This window comes from Paenibacillus methanolicus, assembly GCF_008124765.1.
GTDB classification, from domain to species: domain Bacteria; phylum Bacillota; class Bacilli; order Paenibacillales; family Paenibacillaceae; genus Paenibacillus_Z; species Paenibacillus_Z methanolicus.
In genome coordinates this window covers 514,145-530,992 of sequence record NZ_VNHS01000003.1, presented here as the reverse complement: position 1 = coordinate 530,992, position 16,848 = coordinate 514,145, and the positions used below count along the sequence as shown (strand labels likewise).

8 protein-coding genes are annotated in these 16,848 nt (G+C 52.7%); 7 read left to right on the top strand and 1 reads right to left on the bottom strand.

Annotation, left to right across the window (positions count from 1 at the left end):
- Positions 1–164: 164 nt before the first annotated feature.
- Entirely contained in the window at positions 165–1,094 is a 930-nt protein-coding gene (locus BCM02_RS11035; protein ID WP_148929117.1) for an ArsR/SmtB family transcription factor, read from the bottom strand.
- 182 nt (positions 1,095–1,276) lie between these two features.
- Between BCM02_RS11035 and BCM02_RS11030 the strand changes: the two genes are divergently transcribed.
- From BCM02_RS11030 to BCM02_RS11000, 7 genes are all read left to right on the top strand, one after another.
- Positions 1,277–2,434, top strand: coding sequence for an enolase C-terminal domain-like protein (locus BCM02_RS11030; protein ID WP_148929116.1), 1,158 nt, complete (start codon positions 1,277–1,279; stop codon positions 2,432–2,434).
- A 4-nt stretch (positions 2,435–2,438) separates the two neighbouring features.
- On the top strand, positions 2,439–3,266 hold the full coding sequence (locus BCM02_RS11025) for an aldo/keto reductase (RefSeq protein ID WP_148929115.1): 828 nt from the start codon (positions 2,439–2,441) through the stop codon (positions 3,264–3,266).
- Positions 3,267–3,703: 437 nt separating this feature from the next.
- Positions 3,704–5,134: a glycosyl hydrolase gene (locus BCM02_RS11020; RefSeq protein WP_222870997.1), complete on the top strand. Its 1,431-nt coding sequence runs from the start codon at positions 3,704–3,706 to the stop codon at positions 5,132–5,134.
- A 151-nt stretch (positions 5,135–5,285) separates the two neighbouring features.
- On the top strand, positions 5,286–7,631 hold the full coding sequence (locus BCM02_RS11015; RefSeq protein ID WP_148929114.1) for an FAD-dependent oxidoreductase: 2,346 nt from the start codon (positions 5,286–5,288) through the stop codon (positions 7,629–7,631).
- 80 nt (positions 7,632–7,711) lie between these two features.
- A complete protein-coding gene (locus BCM02_RS11010; RefSeq protein WP_187434148.1) occupies positions 7,712–9,565 on the top strand; it encodes a glycoside hydrolase family 97 protein in 1,854 nt (617 codons plus the stop codon).
- A gap of 174 nt (positions 9,566–9,739) precedes the next feature.
- Entirely contained in the window at positions 9,740–12,889 is a 3,150-nt protein-coding gene (locus tag BCM02_RS11005; protein ID WP_148929112.1) for a golvesin C-terminal-like domain-containing protein, read from the top strand.
- A gap of 288 nt (positions 12,890–13,177) precedes the next feature.
- Positions 13,178–16,816 carry a 3-keto-alpha-glucoside-1,2-lyase-like domain-containing protein gene (locus BCM02_RS11000; RefSeq protein WP_148929111.1) on the top strand — a complete coding sequence of 1,213 codons (3,639 nt, stop codon included), beginning with the start codon at positions 13,178–13,180 and terminating at the stop codon, positions 16,814–16,816.
- Positions 16,817–16,848 lie beyond the last annotated feature (32 nt).

The window sequence follows — 16,848 nt, the reverse complement described above, 5'->3', positions numbered from 1 at the left end:
TACGTAATAGGGGAACGCTGCAGCAACCTGAACACGGCAACCTGAACAAGCCGCCATAGAGCCTGTTGAGGTTGCTTCGCCTTCTCATCGGATAACAAAACAAGGCTTGCCTCTACCAGGGCAAGCCTTGTTTATATTCGAATGAGCCGCCGAAAATCGGCTGCTCAGCGCGGCGGCGCGCCCGATGGTTTGCAGCGGAATTCGACTTCGATATTCTGGTTGTAGTTGCCGAACTGCTGCCCGAATAGCGTCACGCCGCCGACGTGGCGGGCGTCCGGGGCGACGCCGATCCGCAGCGGGATGTCTGCGCCGTAGGCGAGGTCGAGATCGCGGATCGTCACGCCCGACAGCGGCAAGCCGTCGATAAAGGAGCCTTCTTCATTAATGGTGATAATCTTCAGCAGGCCGTATTGCGTCTTGTTGATCCGTGGCCACCAGTCCGGGTTGAGCGCCCCGCGTTTGTCTCCGAAGTCCCCGGGGCAGGTCCACGTTCCGACGTGGCGGCGGTTCAGCTCGAAGAAAATGTCGGATGGCCAGTTTTCGTTGGCGCCAGGCGCTTCGGAGCACATCTCGAGCGAGATCTCAAGCCGCTCCAACTGCTGGTACTTGAGCAGATAATTAGGAATGCGGTATTCGACGTACCCTTCGCCGAACCAGATGACGTCCGCATTAAAATGCAACGGATCCGAAAAATAACGCGGATCGTCGATCTGCCCGATAAATCCCGACGATGCAGCCAATCCGCAGGTCGGCTTGATCGCGTAGTCGGTGTAGTGTCCGACTCTGATGGAGCAGGTGTACGAATGATCGGCATGCCGCTGCTTGTCGAACCGACCCTCGAACTGCGCGTGGGTGAGCGAGCAAATCTTCTGCTGCCCGTGTTTGCCCGGGGCAGCCCGGCACAACAGCAGCCCGGCTTCCTCCAGCTTGCGGATATGAACCGTCACCGTCGCAGATGAGAAAGAGAGTCGGTCGGCGATCTCTTTGACGCTGAGCGGCTGCTCGGCGACCATTCGGAGAATCGCGAGCCGCGGTTTGGAAGCAAGCGCTTCATAGACGAGCAGCGATTGTTCATCGGTGGATAGGGAAAGCATAGATTCACCTCGTTTAGTTAGTTTATATTCTAACAAAAAGGAGGGATACCTTCAATTATCGTCCTTGGTTCCGTGGAAGGATTGACGAATCGAGAGTGAGATTTTAGAATATAGTCAATTAACGAATTAATTCGTTATTTAACTAACTCAAGCAACGCTGTATAGGAACAGGAGGAGATGGCATGCAGCTGTCGGAAGCCGAGTTAGGCGCGGTTATCGAAAAAATCGAATTTGCCAAGCTGTACGGAGAGCGGGCCCGCCTCGCGGGGGCGAACGGACGGATCGGCGTGCATGGGAAGCATTGCGAAGTAAATATTGTTCGGCTCACCATCGATGGCCAGACCGGATATGGTTCTTCTACCTTATCGAGAGAAGAGGCGCAATCCGTCGTCGGGCAGCCGCTTGGCGCCTTTGTTGATGGGGAAGGGCTCGTGCTAAATCCGTTCAGGCTCGCTCTGGAATATCCGCTGCTCGATTGGCTGGGGCGCAGGAGGAACAAGCCTGTCTATGAGCTGGTCTCCGAACAGCCGCTGTCTCCGGGCGAGCAGCTGAGCGTGCCGTGTTATGACACGTCGCTGTACTTCGACGATCTCCATCTGCCGGATGAGCGCGATGCGGTGAAGCTGCTGCAGGAGGAAGCGCAGGAAGGGTACGCCAAGGGACACCGCCACTTCAAAATCAAGGTTGGCCGCGGGGGCAGACATATGCCGCTCTTGGAAGGGACCAAGCGCGATATCGCCATCGTCCGAGGGATCAGTGAAGTTGCAGGACCGGCAGGAAAACTCATGATTGACGCGAACAACGCCTACAACTTGAACTTGGCCAAGGAAGTGCTTGGCGCGCTGAGCGATGTGAACCTTTATTGGCTGGAAGAAGCGTTCCACGAAGATGATGCGCTATATGCGGATCTCAAGTCCTGGCTGGCCGAGCGGAACCAGCAGGTGCTGATCGCGGACGGCGAAGGTCTTGCCTCTCCGTTTCTCGTCGATTGGGCGGTTAAGGGGTTCGTCGATGTTCTCCAGTACGATATCATTCATCCAGGGTTTACATTCTGGCTGGAGCTCGGCAGGAAGCTCGATGAGCATGGGCTGCGCACCGCGCCGCATTGTTATGGCAACGCTTACGGGATTTATGTATCCGGTCATCTAGCGCCGAGTATCGCTGGGTTTCAGTTCGTGGAATGGGATGACATTACGATCGGGGGCATGGACGCTTCCGCTTATCAGATCCGTGAGGGGACGATGCTCATCCCGTCCTTGCCGGGATTCGGCTTGCAGTTCGATGATGAGCTATTCACGCACCAGTCTGCCGCTAACGGATGGACAATGGAGAGGGGATAATTAAATGGTCGTTAGGATCGAAGATTGCGCCGTGTTACAGAACGGGGTTCGAATGCCGTGGCTAGGTTTCGGCAGCATGGGAGCGGGCGCGAATCCGGAGGCAACGGTCGAGATTGTCGCAGAGGCCATCCGTGCCGGTTACAGAAGCATTGATACGGCCAGCGTATATGGCAATGAAGCAAGCGTCGGCCGCGCCATCCGGCAGAGCGGAGTACCGCGCGAGGAATTATTCATCACGACCAAATTGTTCAATACGGATCAGGGGTACGAGAAGACGCTCCGCGCCTTTGACCGCAGCATGGAGAAACTCGGTCTTGAGGTGCTCGATCTGTACTTGGTCCACTGGGCGATTCAGGGCAAATACAAAGAGACGTGGCGGGCATTCGAGAAGCTGTACCGCGACGGCCTTGTTCGGGCGATCGGGGTCAGCAACTTCTTGATCCATCATCTGGAGGACCTGCTCGCCGACTGCGAAATCGTTCCGATGGTCAACCAGTATGAGTACCATCCGCTGCTGAGCCAGCCCGAGCTGCTCGCGTACTGCCAATCGAAGGGGATCCAGGTGACGGCGTACTTCCCGCTCATGCAGGGGCGTCTCGATCATCCGACCCTAGCGGAATTAAGCAACAAGTACAAGAAGACGGCAGCACAGATCGTTCTCCGCTGGGAGCTGCAGAAAGGCGTAGTCGTCATTCCGAAAACGTCCACGGCTGCCAGGTTGACTGAAAATGCGAATATTTTCGATTTCATCTTGGCCGAAGAAGACATGGAGCGGATCGACCGTATGAACACCAATACGAGATTCAACCATCATCCAGACGATCCGAAGTGAGGAGAAAAGCACGGGGTTGTTGAACGGGTAGGAATATCGCAATGTTGTGCTCGGCACGTATAACGACGGCGTTACGCAGACGCTCATATTCGTTGTCGGCGGATTCCGATAGGGATCGGCATGTGGATTTGCAATGAATGCTTACCTTTGGTTTTCCATCGGTAAGCATTTTTTGTGTTTAACCGGGCAGAGGTCCGTAGAGGAAACAAAACTGCTGCCGTGTCTCTTTAATAAACGCGACTTTTCTCTAAAGTTAAATTTTCGTGTAAACAAGTATAAATTTATTTAATTTAACATATTTACACGTGAAGATCATTTGTTTAGAATATTGAAATGTAAGCGAATACAAAAAACCGGAAGGAGTGGTTGGAGGCTTCGCGCATCAGCCGAGCCAGATTTGAAGGTTAAAAAAATGACGAAAAAAGCGAGGAATGATGATGAAAATTGCACGTCAAGCTCAAGCTGTTAAATGGATGTTGATCCTCTCTATGTTGTTCAGCCTGCTCGTTTATTTCACGCCATCACCATCGACTGCGGCCGATATCAATCTAGCCTACGGCCGACCGGTTACGGTATCTTCTTCCGAATCCGCCCATCCGGGATCCAACGCGGTGGATGCGAATGGCAATACGAGATGGTCTTCGGGGTTTGCGGACAACCAGAACTTTATCGTTGACCTGGGATCTCCTCAAACCGTATCGAGCGTGCTGATCAAATGGGAGGCAGCCTATGCGACCCAGTTTCAGATCCAAACCTCCACGGATAATGTGACATGGACGACGCGATACGAGAACTATAACGCGACCGGTGGGACCAGCTCGATTTCCTTTCCGGCTGTAACCGCCCGATACGTGAAGATGTTCGGGATCAAGCGCGCCACCGCGTACGGCTTCTCGATCTGGGAGTTTGAAGTTTATGGAAGCGCTGCCGCTAATACGGTTGGCGTTCTGGATTACCTCAAGGGAACAGGCCGAACGGGTACGGTCATCGGCGAACACAACCGGGAGCCCAATTCCGATCCGGCGAAATACACGAACGCCATTATTGGTATTACGGGTAAAACCCCGGCTCTCTGGAGCGGTGACTTCCTCTTCTCCTCCAGCGATGTGAGCAATCGGCAAACGATGATCGACGAAGCGAAGAAGCAGTGGGCGAATGGGGCCATCGTGCAGCTGATGATGCATGTCACGCCACCAACGCAGTCGGACGTGGGGAGCTGGGATGGCGGCGTGGTGAGCGAGCTGTCTGATTCGCAGTGGTCCACGCTCATTACCAATGGAGGCACGCTGAATACGGCGTGGAAAAAGCGTCTGGACACGTATGCCGGCTATCTGCAGCAGCTGGAAGACGGCGGAGTCACGGTTCTTTTCAGACCCTTCCACGAAATGAACCAAAGCGTCTTCTGGTGGGCGGGCAGACCGGGGACCAATGGAACGGCGGCGTTGTACCGACTGACGCGCGATTATCTGGTGAATACCAAAGGCCTAACAAATCTGATCTGGGTGTGGGATATGCAGGATCTGGAAAGTTCGGACAAGTTCGTGTCCTCCTGGAGCTCTTACAACCCCGGCAGTTCTTACTGGGACATCTTCGCGCTGGACATCTATAATCCGGACTTCTTCACGACGGCGAAGTATAATGCGGCTCTAACCGTAGCCGGCGGCAAGCCGATCGCCATCGGCGAATGCGCCAAATTACCGAGTCCGAGCGTTCTGGCGGCACAGCCCAAATGGGCTTTCGCCATGGGCTGGTCGGAATGGGTGTATGAGCCCATTAACGGGGTGGAGTACAATACGGATGCAGAGATACGAGCGGTATACCATGCATCGAATGTGATAACCAAGGATGAGCTTCCGAAGTTGAAATAACGGCATGCACCGGGATGCCAAAATGAAGGCATCAAATCAAAAATGGTGCTATTTTTATGCGTAGTCATTCAAGATAAAGTGAAAAGGAGGAAAAGAAAACGCTGTCATCAAGTAATGTTAGATGCGGCTGGATAGAAGGAGACGAAGAGATATGGGGAATGGCTTCAACGATACGAGAACAGATGGCAATCATTCAGCGAGTAAGAAGGGGAAAAAGCTGGAGAAGTACGATGTTGTCGTTTGCGGAGGCGGCCTGGCGGGTTTTTGCGCGGCGGTTGCTTCGGCTAGACATGGCGCCAAAACATGCCTGGTACAGGATCGCCCTGTCTTTGGCGGGAACAGCTCGTCCGAGGTTAGAGTGACGCCTCACGGCGCAGCGGCTTTTCATGTGTACGCCAAGGAAACCGGGATCATATCGGAATTATTGATTGAGGAACGCGCGCGCAATCACGAGCCGATATTTGAGAATGGCTGGACGAACAGCGTGTGGGATATGACGATGTATGATCTGGCGCAGCGAACGGACAATTTAACCTTCTATCTAAATACGACCATTCTGGACGTGCGGATGGCCTATGAGCGAAAGATTGCTTCGGTCGTGGGGTATGTAGCGAACACGGAAATGGAGATTGAACTCGAAGCGGATGTATTCGTCGATTGCACGGGCGACGGCATCGTGGCAGACCGTGCAGGCTGCGAATGGCGGATGGGTTCGGAAGCGAGCGAGGAATTCGACGAGCCGCACGCACCGCTGCAGGCCAGCGGAGATGTGATGGGGAGTTCTCTTCTTTTTAAAACGAAGGATTTGGGCTACCCCGCTCCGTTCACGGCACCGGATTGGGCCGCGAAGCTCGATAATCCGGATTTTTTCTATAAGCAGGGCCGTAATCCGAACGATATGCGAGGCGGTTACTGGTGGATTGAAATCGGCATGCCTTGGCACACCATCAATGAAAATGAAGATATTCGCCATGAGCTCACCCGCTATGTGTTAGGGATATGGGATTGGATCAAAAATAAGGATCCGCTTACGAAAGAGCTGGCCGCGAATCACGCGATTGATTGGATCGGTCAAGTGCCCGGCAAACGGGAAAGCCGCAGAATTATGGGCCACTATTTGATGACGGAACACGACCCGCTGAATCGAACCGTATTCGAGGATGAAATTGCATACGGCGGCTGGTTCCTTGATCTGCATACGCCGGGGGGACTTCTTGCGCCTACCAGCGAGCATGCCAGTTCGGAAGGCTATGATGAAACATCCCCTTATATGGTGAAAAGCTACTGCGGCCCTTACGGTATCCCGCTGCGGTCGGCGATTGCCAAGGATGTCGATAATTTGATGATGGCCGGGCGGAATATATCCGTGACGCATGCCGCATTAGGTACGGTACGCGTCATGGCGACGACCGCGCTGGTTGGGCAGGCAGTGGGGACGTCGGCTGCGATTGCCTTGAAGCACGGCATATCGCTTGCGGATGTTCCAAGCCAGGCGATCCGGGAAGTGAAGCAGACGCTGCTGCGCGACGGCTGCTTCCTGCCGAACGCGACGAACGAAGACGAGCTGGATCTTGCGCGCACGGCGCGCGTTACGGCTAGCAGTCAAGCTTCGTGCAGCGGTTCGGAAGTGAAGGCGGAGCTGCAAGCATCCGGCGAGCTCGGTCACCAAGATGAGATCCTCCGTCAGCGAAAGGGGCAATGGATCGCGATTTCGGAGGACGTGCTGCACCGTGTGTCGGTCTGTGTGACCAATCTAAGCGACACCCCTCAAATCGTGGAAGCGAAGATGATTCCCGTGGATCATATTTGGGACTACCGCTGCGACGCTAATCCGCCGCTGGCCGCTACGGAGCTGGAAATCATGCCAGGGAACTACCAATGGATCGATTGGGATGTGCAACTGAGCGGGGATGATGGTCTGAAGCCGGGGACCTATGTTCGATTGGATTTACTGGCGAATCCCCACGTTGCCTGGCATTGCGGGAATGGCATCGTGCCAGGCCAGACTTGCGCGTATGAAATGGGCGAGGGCAAGATGCGCCGGGATTGGAACGGTCCGACCCGCAGCTTCCGCGTAGATCCGCCGCAGCGCGCGTACAGCCCGGAGCATGTCATCAGCGGCGTAACGCGGCCTTATCGGTTCACGAACCTGTGGCGTTCGGATGCAAAAGAGGCGCTTCCGCAATGGCTGGAATTGAAATGGGAGGAGCAGCAATCGATCGGACAAATCGAGATCACGTTCCCGGGCAGCCTTCTATGGGAATATCGCGGGTATTCGCCGTTCTATCGCGATCCGCAATGTCCGAAGGATTATCGAATCGAAGCGTATGTGGACGGCAGGTGGCAGGAGCTTCTCCAAGTGAAAGATAATTACCAGCGCCATTGCCGGCATACCCTTACGCAATCGGTTCAAACCGATACATTGCGCGTCGTGATTGAGGCGACCAATGGAGATCCGTCGGCTGGCATCTATGAGATTCGTTGTTATCAAGGTTAGCTGGAGATTCGTGGGTGAAGTAGCTGAATTGGCCTTCGCCCGCGATCTTTTTTTAATACACCATAAGGAGCCAAATGAACATGCAGAGGAAATCCACTTCGCCGGCGGCGCATTGTCAGCTGCAAAGCCCTAAAGGCGCCGTTGTAGGGGATATCACGATAAATGAACGTGGCAGGCTGCAATATGCGGTGACGTTTCATGGCAGGACGGTCATTGCCGCTTCCGATCTTGGCGTCACGATAGACGGACATGATCTTGGCCAAGGCGTTTCGTTCGGTGATGCGGCGCAGGCCGATCGATTCGAAACATATCCGACTCGCGGCGTTCACGGCGAAGCCGTCCATGAAGGGCGTGAGCTGCAGTTGCCCGTGATTCACTCGGCATCAGGCAGAGCGTACACGGTACAGGCACGCGCTTATGAGGATGGCTTTGCGCTTCGCTACATCATTCCGGGAGCGGGGCCGACTACCGTTCAAGGGGAGAGCACCTCCTGGCAGCTTCCCGCAGCGGCAAAGGCATGGATGTTCGAGCGGAACAATGAGTGGAAGCTGAAGAGTTATGCCGGGGAATGGATCGCCGTAACGACCGATGCGCTGCACCATGTTTCTTCGCAGGGGTCTATTCAAGGGACGCCGCTTGTTGTTGAATTGCCTGAAGCTCTCGGTTATGCCGTGATTTGCGAGGCAGCGCTATATGCGTACAGCGGCATGCGGCTTGAGGCGGCAGGAGGCGGGATTGTCAAAGCCCACTTCACGGAGGGGACGAACGGCTTTCGGCTCGTAGGTGACGTGACGACGCCTTGGCGCGTAACCATGCTTGCGAAGGATCTGAACGGACTGGTCAATAGCGACCTGCTGACGAATTTGAACCCGCCGCCTGATCCGACGCTGTTCGCGGACACGGCATATATTCGCCCTGGCCGCTCCGTCTGGCGCTGGTGGAGCAGGGGAACGGGCAACTTTCAGGAAGAGAAAGCGATGGTCGAGCATGCGGAGGCGCTTGGGTATGAGTTCACCACGGTGGATGAAGGCTGGGAACTGTGGGAAGACAAGTGGAGGGCACTGAAGGAATTGACTGATTATGCCGGTGGCAAAAACGTCGGTGTCTTCGTCTGGAAGCGCTCCACGGAGCTGAATCATCCGCAGGATGAGTACCGTGTTATGCGCGAATTCATGGATCAAGTAAAGGCCGCCGGCGTTGCGGGGTTCAAAATTGATTTTATCGATTGCGAGGATCTCGGTTCGATTGCGTTCGAGATCGCCGCGCTTCGGATGGCAGCGGAACGGAAGCTTATGGTCAACTTCCATGGCATCTCCAAGCCCACCGGCGAATCCCGGACGTATCCGAATGAAATCAGCAGGGAGGGCATTCGGGGGCTTGAGCTCAACAGGATGAGCGAAGGGCCGATCACCGCAAGCCATAATGCGGCGCTGCCGTTCACCCGCTTCCTGGCAGGACACGGAGACTACACCCCGATCGGCTTCTCCAATCGGGGCCCCACGACCTATGCGCACCAGCTTGCCACCGGCATTCTATTTACGTCGCCGCTGCAGGTGATTGCGGAGCACCCGGAATATCTGCTGCACGAGCCTTCCTGCCGTCCTGCGCTTGATATCATCCGTGCGCTGCCAACCGTCTGGCACGAGACGATTGTACTGCCGGAGAGTCGGATCGGCGAATTGGCCGTGATGGCGAGAAGGCTGGACGATACGTGGTACCTGGCGGTGCTGAATGGCACCGACGAGCCGATTGCGCTGGCGTGGGAGTCGTTGCCGTTTCTGAATCAGGAAGCGAGCTGCTTGGCTGTATGCCTGTCGGATGCAGGCCCTGCGGCGTTCTTGCGGGAGGAGCGGTTGATCCGCCCAAGAGAGTCCGGCTTACGGGCAAATCTGCTGCCTTGCGGCGGATATGTCGCCGTATTTCGTCCGACGTAACCATTCGTTATACCTCGACTGTGAAAGGGGGGATGTCCGCTGAAGTCGTAATCAAGCTGTAGAAGCCGATTGTTCGTGCTCAAGTAAAAATCACGGGCCCGAAAGCCCGGCACTGTGCTATTGGAGAAATGGAGGGATCGACCGACTGTAATTTCGATATGGAGGAGCGAATTGATGATGGTTGCATCGATCCGTAAGGGCTGGACCTCTTTCGTTATCTTGACCATGATGCTCTCTGTGATTGGCGTCGGCGGGTTCTTGGGCCAAACCCCAACTGCTCAGGCAGATGAAGGATGGAATTCTATCGATACAACGCAGCCGATAACGGTTTCCGGCAGCGCCCTGGATTTATCCGGCATGAATGATGCACCGGCAGGAAAGTACGGTTTTATCCAACAAGGAGCTGACGGAGACTACACCTTCGAGCTGGCACCGAACAAAAAGGTGAAGTTATACGGAGCCAATGTAACCTGGAATATGTACTACGGCTCCCAGGAGGATGCGGATAAAACCGTAGACCGGCTCGCACGGTTAGGCTACAACGTGGTGCGGATCCATCCGGCCGATGCCATGGTAAGCTGGTCGCAGGGCATTTTCGTCCAGAATGGATCGACAACGCCCCAGTTGAATCCGGATAAACTGGATCGATTGGAGTATTTTATTGCGAAGCTGAAGTCCAAGGGCATTTATGTGGCGATCGATCTGTTCCACCTGTATGATTTTAAAAATATACCGGGGCTTGGCCAATATGCTGAGGGGTATAATTCGCCGTATTTGCTTCCGATAATCCCGGCTGCGTTGGATATGTGGAAGGCGATTGCCGACACGTGGCTATCACATGTGAACCCGTATACAGGACTCCCTTTGAAGAATGATCCCGTTCTGATCGGTGTCAGCCCGTGGAATGAAGCCTTACTCCCGAATATGAGCTTTAAGGACACAGTCATGAAGCAGGATTTGCGCGATTACATGCTTCAAGATTTCAACCAGTACCTGGCCTCACAAGGGAAACCGCCTATCACTAGCTTTCCGCCAAGTACTAGTATTACCAGCTATTGGGATGCATGGGGGGACTTTAAGGACCAACTTAGTGCATATTATTCCGATAAAACCATTACGGTCTCTAATGCGATGAGAGCGTATTTAAAGAATCAACTCGGCATTAAAGCGCCTATTGGCGGATTGAATTACCTAAACAGCCCGAATGTGAACTATTGGCGCGATCAAGCTTCCGATGTGTTTGAAATGCATTCGTATTACCAATTTTCAAACAAAAGATTTACCGATCCGGATGGGAAGGGCGGTTACCAGTATCATCCGCTGAGGGAGCCTCGTCTTAGCATGGCGTTCAATAGCGCTACAGCTGCCAATTATCCGAAGGAGTGGGCGATGGACAGCCATTTTATTTCGTACTATCCTGCGCTGTCTTTAAGGCAGCCGTATGCCAAACCATTCCTGCTGACCGAGTTTCAGGATACCCAGCCTGTCAAAGGGCGTGAAGACCTTGGGATTTTCATTGGCGCAACCGGGGCTTATCATGGCTGGGACATGATGAACCGCTTCTCCTTCGGACGGGATATCGGGGATGCGTATAACATTCGAAGACTGGGTGCCCCTGAGGAGTTCTCGATTGCGAATGATCCGCTTGCCATTATGTCGGAGACGGAAGCGGCGCTCTTATTCCGCAATGGGGCGGTTCAGGCAGCAAGCCCGAAATTCGTGTTCGTATGGGATCGCACAGGGGCCCGCAGCAAAGGCGCAGCCTCCGAACCCAACGCCTATATTTCGAACATGATGTACATTCCGCATTTGTTCAAGACCGTGTCCGTGTATGCAGATAAACCGAATGAACCATTGTCTGTGTACAAAATTACGCCGGACGTCACACCGCAGCAGATCGCCAGCGGCAACCTACCGGCAGCCAACAAGCTGACGATTTCGTCTTCCTTGACGAACAGGCAGATGGCTGAGCTGTTCATCAATTCGTTGGACGATGTGAACAAGAAGACGCAATTGCTAGCGGCCTTGAATGAGAATAAGCTGCTGTCCGACACCGGGGAGTTAACCTTTGATCTCAACCTGGACACCTACTTCGTGAACACGCCGAAAGCGATTGCCGCGGCGGGAACGATGAATAATCACACGTTTGCGCTCGGGCAAGCGACCGTGACCGGCGATGTCTACAAAGGTACTTTTTTTGCGTCCTCATTGGACGGAAAGGAACTGAAGGACAGCGAACGCATGGTGCTTATCTATAAAACCGATGTAGCGGCTACCGGCGAGGCTTATGTTAATCTGGCGAACGGTGAAACCAAGTATTACAAAGGCGATCTGCCTACGCTGGTCAAGAAGCAAACGGCTCAGTTCGCGTTAACGACGACTAAACCGGCCAGCGGATTCAAAGCGTATAAGCTTGGGCTGAATGGTACGCGCCTGGAGGAAATCCCGGTGACCGTGAACGGTCCGGTGCTGTCGGTTACGCTGGATACGGACAAAGGCTTTGCCTTTGAGCTCGACTACGGTACGACGATCCTGATGGATAACAGTGATGCGACAACCGTAGGGACATGGACGTCCAGCACGCTAAGCAGCCAAAAGTTTGGGGCGGACTATCTGCATGACGGAAATACGGCGAAGGGATCCAGCAGCATCACGTATACACCTAACATGTTATCGGCAGGCTCTTATGATGTGTACTTGTGGTGGAACGAAGGTGTGACCCGAGCAAACAACGTACCCGTAACCGTCAATCACGCAGGGGGGCCAACCACTGAATATGTCAACCAGCAGGTAGACGGAGGAAAGTGGAATAAAATCGGTAATTTCCAGTTCAACGCCGGTACATCGGGGAGCGTCGTCATTAGCAATACAGGGACTGGCGGATTCGTTATTGCCGATGCAGTCAAATTTGTCAAGAGGACCATCATCATGGATAACACGGATTCAACAGGCGTAACGATCACAGGGGCATGGACACCAAGTTCGTTCAGCAGCCAAAGAATTGGTGCGGACTATCTGCATGACGACAATACAGCGAAGGGATCCAGCAGCGTCACCTATACGCCTTACATTGGAGCGGCAGGCACCTATAAGGTGTTCCTGTATTGGAGCGATGGTACGACCCGAGCCACCAATGTCCCGGTTAAGGTCAACCACGCGGGCGGCCAGGCCAGTATAACCGTCAATCAGCAGCTTAACGGAGGGCAATGGAACTTCCTAGGGAGTTATCAGTTCAATCCCGGGACAACCGGAAATGTAGTCATCAGCAATACAGGGACCAACGGATTCGTGATTGCGGATGCGGTCAAATTCGAGCCCCAATGATGCGGCAGGATGCCAAGAAGCTCACGGCAGAACCTTGCTCATTTCAACCTGTTCGAAACGGATCCGACAAAGGGTGCCAAAGGCCAGCCTTGCTGACAAGGCATCCAAAATGCAGGTATCAAAACAAAAATGGTGATATTTTTATAAGCGCTTACAAAACGTATAGTAAATTTACGCTTCCGAATCGGTTTTGCTACCGCAGGTTATGGGGGGGATGTCGCACAGATCGGCGACGCTGCCGAGAAAGCATGCATGGGTTGTAATAAAAGTGCACAGGAGGATTGAAGAATGAGAAAAGGAACGATTACGAAGGTTTCGGTTCCGCTGGTTAGTGCGTTACTCCTGCAATTATTAGGGGCTGCAGGTACGTCGGACCTTACCGCAAGTGCAGCTCCCATAGTTGCCGACAGCACATGGAAAGCGATTGATACGACATTGGCGGTAGCTCCCGGAAGTGCGCTCGACTTGTCCGATATGAATCCAACCCCGGCTGGAGACAAAGGCTTCGTAAAGATTGATGCGGATGGCGATTATTATTTTACGGATGAGCCCAATAAAAAAGTAAAATTCTACGGTACCAATCTTGTCGGCAGCTATGGTACGGACCCAACCAAGGAGGAAATGGTTATCATCGCCGACCGGGTTGCTGCTATGGGTTATAATGCGGCGCGATTTCATGCCATTGACGAAAATGTTGACTGGGCAAAAGGACTTATGAAGAAACCTACATCCACCACGGTTGAATTGGATCCAGTCAAACTGGATAATTTCGAGTACTTCATTTATTTGCTGAAGGAGCGAGGCATTTATGTCGATATCGACATTCTGGCCTATGCGGATTTTTCAGGCGTACCCAGCTTAAGCCAATACGGCTCATTCGGAGCCAAATATATGGCAACGCTTTTTCCGGACGGAAAAGCGCTTTGGCAATCATTCGCACAGCAATTGCTTACTCATGTTAATCCATACACCGGATTTGCCTTGAAGGATGATCCGATCTTGATGGGCGTGTCTCCCATGAACGAATCAATATTGTATAATGCCAACTTCTCAAACGCAAATGTAAAAGAGTGGTTACTTACAGACTTTAATACCTTTCTGGCCGGTAAAGGACGTCCTACTGTCACAACATTTCCAAATTTGTTTTGGAGTGCACCTGCGAATATTCGTAATGATCTTGCCGAGTACTTCACAGAAAAAACGGTATCTTCCCATAATGAAATGAAAAGTTTCCTAAAAGATGTCATTGGCGTCAAGGCGCCCATCGGAGGAATGAACTACATCAATGATTCGTTGGCCAACTACTGGCGCACGCAGACAGATGTTCATGAAACACACTTATATAATGGGATTGTGGATGGAAGGGGAGCATCATTCTCGTTTACCCCGGCGTCACATCCTCGTTACAGTATGATATTTGCTCCGGAATCGGCAGCTAATTATGTGCCGCAATATGGGGGGACGATATTTAAAAATTATATTCCCGGTCTTGCGCTTGGGCAGCTGTACCAGAAGCCTTTTGCCTTAACGGAGTATAATCAGGAGTTTCCGACTAAAGGAAGAGACGACCTTGGATTGATCACGGCCGCGACCGGCGCCTACAATGGCTGGGATATGGTAAACAGGTTTCAATATGTGTCCCGTGTAAAAGAGGCTACGCAACAAAGTGCAACTTTGGGCGGGTTTACCTCATTCGATACGCTAACAGATACCTTGGTAACGATGTCCGAATATCAAAGCAACCTTGTTTTCCGTAAAGGTCGCATCACGGCAGGCGAGCCTAGATTCGTCATTGTCAGGGATAAGACATCGGTCAAAACGAGTGCGGCATCGACGGAGAATGAAGATAGAGAGATTAATCGGATGTACATTCCGCATCTGTTCAAGATGGTTACCGTGTACGCAGATAAGCCCGGAGAACCGTATGCCATTTATAAAATCACGCCTGAGCTTACGCCGGAGCAAATCGCAAGCGGTAATATTCCTGCCCAGAATAAGATTACCATTACGAATAGCATGACCTTAAAGCAGGTTGCGGAGACGTTTATCAATGCCATCGATGATGTCGATCTGAAAACCAGCATGCTCGCTAATCTGAATCAAAACAAGCTGGTTTCGGACACGGGTGAGCTTATTTTCGATCTTAATTTAAATACGTACCTAATCAATACCCCTTACGTGATCGGAGCTGCAGGAACGCTGAATAACAACGTATTCGAGCTGGGTCCTGTATCCGTGAAGGCAAGCGTGGATAAAGGAACCGTATCCGCAGCTGCGCTTGATGATCAAACGCTCGACAAAAGCGAGAGAATATTGGTCATCCATACAACCGATACAGCGGCGACAGGGGAAGATACGATTCAAGATCCTGTCGATAGCAGAAAGCGGACCTATGTAAGAGGGAAATTGCCGACACTTGCCAAAAAAGGGACAATGGAATTCCAATTGAAGACGACACTCCTGCCGGCAGCGTACAAAGCTTACAAGCTGGCGACGAACGGTGTACGGCTGGAGGAAATCCCCGTGACCGCCGCAGGAAACGACTTGTTCGTCCAACTTGATACGGATAAAGGCTTCGCTTTCGAGCTTGTGTATGATGCACGCTATGCGGATAACTTCGAGGCGGGCAACGCAAACGGCTGGAGTCCGCTAAAAGGACAATGGAGCACCGTGCACGATGGCGACTCCTCCAACTATCTGTCCGGAAAATCGGGAATATCCGTGGCCGATGCAACGTACGGTACGGATTATTGGGTAGAAGCTGACGTCAAGGAGGAAGCTGACGGTGGAGACCTCGGTCTCATCGCGCGGTATGCGGATAGCGGCAATTATTATGCATTCACGTACCATGCACACACCGGCAATGCGAAGATCGAGAAGCGCCAGAACGACGAGAATATCGTGATTCAGTCCGTGGACGGACTTCCAAATGTTGAAGCGGGAACGACTTACAAGCTGAGGTTTGAAACCGTCGGCACATCATTGAAAGGGTATCTGAACGGCCAATTGGCGATCAGCGCCACAGATTCTGATTATAATGGCGGAAAAGCAGGCCTCATAACCAGCTCCAGCCGAAACGTTTCCTTCGATAACGTGCTTGTCCGCCATGACGACGCAACGGCTCCTACCGCCCCTTCAAACTTGTCCGCTGTGTCGAATTCTTCCAGTCAAATGGATCTCGCATGGGATGCGTCTTCGGATGAAACGGGCGTGTCGGGCTATAAGATTTATCGCGACGGACAAGAAATCGCCACGGTGAATGGAGTGGTCAACAACTATAAGGATACGGGCCTGACGATCGCAACAACCTATCGGTATTCGGTCAAAGCAGTCGACCCGGGTGGGCGGCTTTCGGAAGCAAGCAACGAGGTGACGGCCGCGACTAGCAGCAACTATTTTCAAGATGATTTTGAAGATGGCAACGCGAATGACTGGTCGGTTGATTCCTTATGGGGAACGTTCAAAGTTGTAACGGATGGAAGCTCTAAGGCCTACCTTTCCGATAATGCGGACAAAGGCGGCACCAAGTCCTATGCGGGACTCGCCACATGGTCCAATTACACGGTCGAGGCCAAAGGAAAGGTGGATAGCTGGAATAGTCGAATGGGTTTGATCGCAAGGTACGTCGATTGGAGAAACTATTACGTCATGAATTATGATTACTACTACAAAAGAGTGAATATCGTCAAGTTTCAGAATGGAGTAGAGACAATGCTTGCATCAACATCGCTGACCACGGCACCGACAGCCGGCGATTATCATACGTATAGCTTTGAGGTAAATGGCAGTGTATTAAAGGCTTATATAGACGGTCAGCTTTTTGTCACCGTGACGGACTCCAGCTTTACTGCCGGTAAAATAGGCGTTTTTAGCCATAACCAGAAGGCTTATTTTGACGATGTGGTGGTTAGAGCGATCCTCCCTTAGAGCTGACTTGCTCTGGATGACTACGTTACGAT